Origin of the sequence: Segeticoccus rhizosphaerae (genome assembly GCF_005222685.1) — a bacterium.
Lineage (GTDB): Bacteria > Actinomycetota > Actinomycetes > Actinomycetales > Dermatophilaceae > Segeticoccus > Segeticoccus rhizosphaerae.
In genome coordinates, this window is the sequence record NZ_SWMA01000071.1 from 1 (window position 1) to 4,200 (window position 4,200).

Genomic DNA, 4,200 nt, shown 5'->3' on the forward strand with positions numbered 1-4,200 from the left:
GAGATCACCCATCCAATCTGCCTGGGTGGCCCAGTTTTCGATCGTCGCTATGGCCTCGCTTTCAAGCGTCGTCGACAGAGGTGACGTTCCTCCCAGAACTCCTGGAGGGCAGGATTGTCCATCCCCAGCTGGTGCGAGTTTCTGCTCGGAGTGGCGTCGCCCATCGCACGGCCGGTATCTGCTTGGCTCATATTGGCGTCGGAGGGTAGTTGATCCCGAGACAGGAGGGTAGCGAGCAGATCCGCGTACGGCCCGGTAGTCATGTTTCTCTCCTCGGCGCGGGTCGCCGGGGGCCCCTTGCCAGGCCCGGCCAGATGTGACCACAGACCAAGGTTAGGAAGGCTGTCGAAGGTATGTCAAGTGTTTAGCAAGACGTTGTATAGTGCCTTCATGAGTTCTCCGGACCAGGGCGGCCTGCGGATTGGCGCGTTGAGCAGCCGCGTCGGGCTCTCCACCCACACCCTGCGCGCGTGGGAGAGCAGGTATGGCGTGCTGGACCCGACGCGATCAGCCGGCGGTTACCGGCTCTACTCACCCGCCGACGAGGCGCGTATCGAGCGGATGAAGAGGCTCCTGGCCGAGGGCCTCGCCCCGGCCCAGGCGGCCGAGGTCGTGCTGGCAGACCCGACCGGCGCCGCACCCCCGGTCACCGCGGTGCCCGCCTCGAGCACCGACCACCGAGACCACGTCGGGTTCGAGGGGGTGAAGGAGGACCTGCGCCGCGCCCTGGACGCCTTCGACGAGCCGGCAGCGCAAGCCGTGCTGGACCGCGCGCTCGGTGACCTCTCGCTGAACTCGGTGCTGCGCGGAGTCGTCGTGCCCTACCTGGCCGATCTCGGCGACCGCTGGGAACAGGGCACGGCCACCGTAGCGCAGGAGCACTTCGCCAGCAACGTCCTGCGGGGAAGGCTTGCCGGGCTGGCCCGGGGCTGGGGCGCCGGCGGCGGCCCGTCGGTGGTGCTGGCCTGTCCGCCCGGTGAGCTGCACGATCTCGCGCTGCTGGTGTTCGGCATCGTGCTGGCCCGCCGCGGTTGGGCCGTCACCTATCTCGGGACATCCACCCCGGTCGAGGAGTTGACCTCAGCGGTGCAGGCGACATCGCCCATACTGGTCGTCGTGGCGAGCACCGACCCGGCGCGGTTCGAGCACGTGGCCGCAGAGCTCGCTGCACTGGCCGGTCGCAGCACGCTGGCGCTGGCCGGTGCCGGCGCGACCGCCTCGCTGGCCGAGCGGCTGGGTGCCACGCTGCTCGACGGAGACCCGGTCACCCAAGCCGAGCTGGTCAAGGCAACAGGATGAAGGTGCTGGTGGCGGGAGCCACCGGCTTCGTCGGCCGGCGGCTCTGCCCGGCGCTGGCTGACGCGGGTCACGAGGTGATCGCGATGACCCGACACCCCGACGGCTACTCCGGGCCTGCGGTGCCGGTCCACGGGGACGTGCACGCGGCCGACACTCTGGAGCAGGCCATGAGTGGCTGCGACGCCGCCTACTACCTCGTGCATTCGTTGGACGCTCCCGACTTCGAGCGTAGGGACGCGGACGCGGCCCTGGCCTTCGGGGCGGCCGCCGGCGCAACGGGGTTGAAGCGGATCGTCTACCTCGGTGGACTCGGCGACGACACCGACGCACTGTCCGCGCACCTGCGCAGCCGGCGCGAGGTCGAGGGACTGCTCGAGGCCGGTGGTCTGCCGGTGGTTTCACTGCGTGCCGGGATCATCGTCGGCCACGGCGGCACGTCGTGGGAGCTGACCCGACAGCTGGTCGAGCACCTCCCCGTGATGGTGACCCCGAGGTGGGTTGTCACCCGCACGCAACCGATCTCCGTCGAGGACGTGATTCGCTACCTCGTGGCCTGTCTCGTGCTCCCGGCCGAGGGATCCCGGGCGTTCGACGTGGGAGGTCCTGAAGTCCTCCAGTACGCGACGATGCTGCGCCGAGTGGCCACGATCGAGCGCCGTCCGCTGGTGCTGCTGCCGGTCCCCCTGCTCAGCCCACGGCTGTCCTCCTGGTGGCTGGCCCTGGTCACGGACGTGGACGCCACGACCGGTCGAGCGCTGATCGACTCGATGAGCAACGAAGTGGTGGTCCGGGACGACGCCATCCGCGGGCTGGTGCCCTTCGAACCGCTGTCGTTCGACACGGCGGTACGGCGGGCCCTCCAAGAGCGTGCGCAGGAAGCGGGCGGACCGTGACGCGCCGTGGTGGAGGACCCCCGCGCGCGCCACGGTCTCGGCTGCGCGACCGCCTGCCGAAACCGCTGCTCGAACAGACCCCGATGCCAGCCCCCGAGCCGCAACAGGTGCGCAGTTTCCGCCGTCGAGCCGTCGGCGCCACCGGGGTCGGCGGAGCGGCGCTACTGGCCAGCTCGATGACCAGCAGGCCTGGATCACGACGCTTCCTGGTGCTCACCATGACCACAGCAGCCACGTGGACCGCGGGAGCCTTCGTCTCGGGACCACTGCACCTGGGGTGGATCGAAGGCCGCGACAGCCAGCTCCGCCGGCCGGTGGTGACTCCGGTCGCCACGGGAGTCGGCGCCTTCGGGCTGTTCTACCTCGCCGCCCTGCTCGCGAGGCGAATCCCGATCCTGAACCGAGCCATCACCCGTGTCCTCAGGTATGCCGACGAGGGATCGGCTCCAGCCGTGCTGATAACCACGTGCGCCAACGGGGTGGCCGAAGAGCTGTTCTTCCGCGGGGCGCTGTACCAAGCCACGCGGGATGGTCATCCGGTGGCGGTCTCCAGCGCTGCCTATGTTGCGGCCACGGCCGCCACTCGCAATCCGGCGTTGACCCTCGCAGGCGCCGCCATGGGTGTCCTGTTCGGGTTCCAGCGCCGGGCGTCCGGCGGCGTGCAGGCGCCCATCCTGACCCACCTGACCTGGTCTGTGTTGATGCTGCGTCACCTGCCGCCCCTGTTCCGGCCGGCCGGCCGAAACCCGTGACCGACTTCTCCAACGCGCGTCGGTGGGCCATCCGGCCCGATCGGCGAGATGCGGCCCACTGCGGCCCACTGCGGCCCACTGCGGCCCGTTAGCATGAGCGCGAGCCACAACGAGGAGCAGATCATCGACGAACAGGGCCAAGACGCGGAGCTGACCATCGGTGATCTGTCCGTCCGCACCGGAGTGCCCCAGGCCACGCTGCGGACATGGGAGACACGTCATGGTGTTCCCGTGCCACGTCGCCTACGAGGGGGCCACCGACGCTACACCGATCGCGACGTCGAACTGGTGCAGGAGATCCTGCGCCGGCGAGCTGCCGGCCTCAACATGGAAGCTGCCGTCCAGTCGGCGCGCAGCACCGATGAGCACGTGGAGTCGTCGGTGTTCTCCGCGCTGCGGCACCGGCATCCGGAACTGCGTGCGCACGTCCTGCGCAAGTCCACCTTGTTGGCGCTGACGCGTGCTGTCGAAGACGAATGCTGCGCCCGTGCCGAGCAGCCGGCTCTCTTCGTCAGCTTCCAGCAACGCCGGTTCTACCGTCAGTCGCAGGCCCGCTGGCTGGAGCTTGCCCGAACCGCCAGCGCGGTCGTCGTCTTCGCCGACTTTCCCCGGCGCCCTGCCGGGAGCCGGTGGCCACTACAGGTGCCCGTCCCCACGACCGAGCCGATGCGCCGGGAGTGGGCCCTGGTCTGTGACTGCCCCGACTATCCGGCCGCCATCGCGGGCTGGGAGCAGCTCGGCCCAGAGCCCGCCGCAGACTCCGACCGACGATTCGAAACCGTCTGGACCGTCGACCCAGCCGCCGTCCGGGACGCCGCCCGTGCCTGCGTGGAGATGGCAACCAGGTTCGCCCCGCAATCTGCGGGCCGCCTGGGCGCGCTCCTCGCCGACACCCCAGCGCCCGCCTCTGCCGATCTGGCCCGTGCAGCCGGCCTGCTCGACCGCATGGTCTCCTACCTCGAGCGCAGCACCTGACGACCCTGCCGCAGCCGCCGGGGTGCTCGAGGCTCGACCTGGTGGCCGGGCAGGCGACCTTCACCGCGCAGCAGTCCGGCTGGTAATGCTTCGTCTCCATTGACACTTACTCGCAACGAATAGATTATTGTGTTCACGACGAACATATACTGGGCGACGTGGCGCGTTTGCCCAGACGGTCGACCCAGGCAGGCGGAAGGGTCCGATGAGCACCTCGAGCATTCCCAAGGGCGCGGCAGGGCTGCGCGCCAGTGACCAAGCGGCCCGGCCGGCTGCGGGTG

General features: G+C 69.6%; 4 protein-coding genes. All 4 read left to right on the forward strand.

The annotated features are described in order from the left end of the window. Window positions 1-390: 390 nt before the first annotated feature. Window positions 391-1,299, forward strand: a complete 909-nt coding sequence (locus FCN22_RS21155) for a MerR family transcriptional regulator (RefSeq protein WP_162308295.1) — start codon at window positions 391-393, stop codon at window positions 1,297-1,299. Further along, the gene (locus FCN22_RS21160; RefSeq protein ID WP_137123543.1) at window positions 1,296-2,192 is read left to right on the forward strand and encodes an NAD(P)H-binding protein; all 897 of its coding nucleotides are present in this window, start codon (window positions 1,296-1,298) and stop codon (window positions 2,190-2,192) included. The genes FCN22_RS21155 and FCN22_RS21160 overlap by 4 nt, the downstream gene beginning before the upstream one ends. 83 nt (window positions 2,193-2,275) lie before the next feature. Next, the gene (locus FCN22_RS21165; RefSeq protein ID WP_137123544.1) at window positions 2,276-2,944 is read left to right on the forward strand and encodes a CPBP family intramembrane glutamic endopeptidase; all 669 of its coding nucleotides are present in this window, start codon (window positions 2,276-2,278) and stop codon (window positions 2,942-2,944) included. A 93-nt stretch (window positions 2,945-3,037) separates the two neighbouring features. After that, window positions 3,038-3,919, forward strand: a complete 882-nt coding sequence (locus tag FCN22_RS21170; protein WP_162308296.1) for a DICT sensory domain-containing protein — start codon at window positions 3,038-3,040, stop codon at window positions 3,917-3,919. Window positions 3,920-4,200 lie beyond the last annotated feature (281 nt).